The 330-nt window shown below is 76.1% G+C and carries 1 protein-coding gene; it reads right to left on the bottom strand.

The window, feature by feature from the left end; all coding sequences use genetic code 11:
- The coding region (locus PUR71_RS14215; protein WP_329927335.1) for a SpoIIE family protein phosphatase at positions 1 to 330 on the bottom strand (330 nt) is incomplete at both ends.

Raw genomic sequence — 330 nt, forward strand, 5'->3', positions numbered from 1 at the left:
GGCGGCCCGGCGCAGGTTGGCCTGCCCGGCGTGCTGGGTCGGGCCGCAGCGGCGGGCCAGGCCCACGGTGTAAAACAGCAGGGTGTCGCCCCGCTCGGCCGTGAACAAGAACCCCGGGGCCACCCCCCAGGCGACCAAGCCCACGGGCGCGGAGAGCGAGGTCTCCACGAACACGGCGCCCTGCCCGTTGACCAAGATCGGCGGGCAGTGCCCCGCCCCCGCCACGGTGAACCCGCGCTCGTCGGGCTCGACCCACGCGTAGACGGCGGTGGCGGAGCGGGCGGGCTCGGTGGGCGGCAGGAGCAGGACGAGGTCGCCGAGGAGGGAGAC

The organism is Streptomyces sp. SP17BM10 (assembly GCF_036322405.1).
Classification (GTDB): domain Bacteria; phylum Actinomycetota; class Actinomycetes; order Streptomycetales; family Streptomycetaceae; genus Kitasatospora.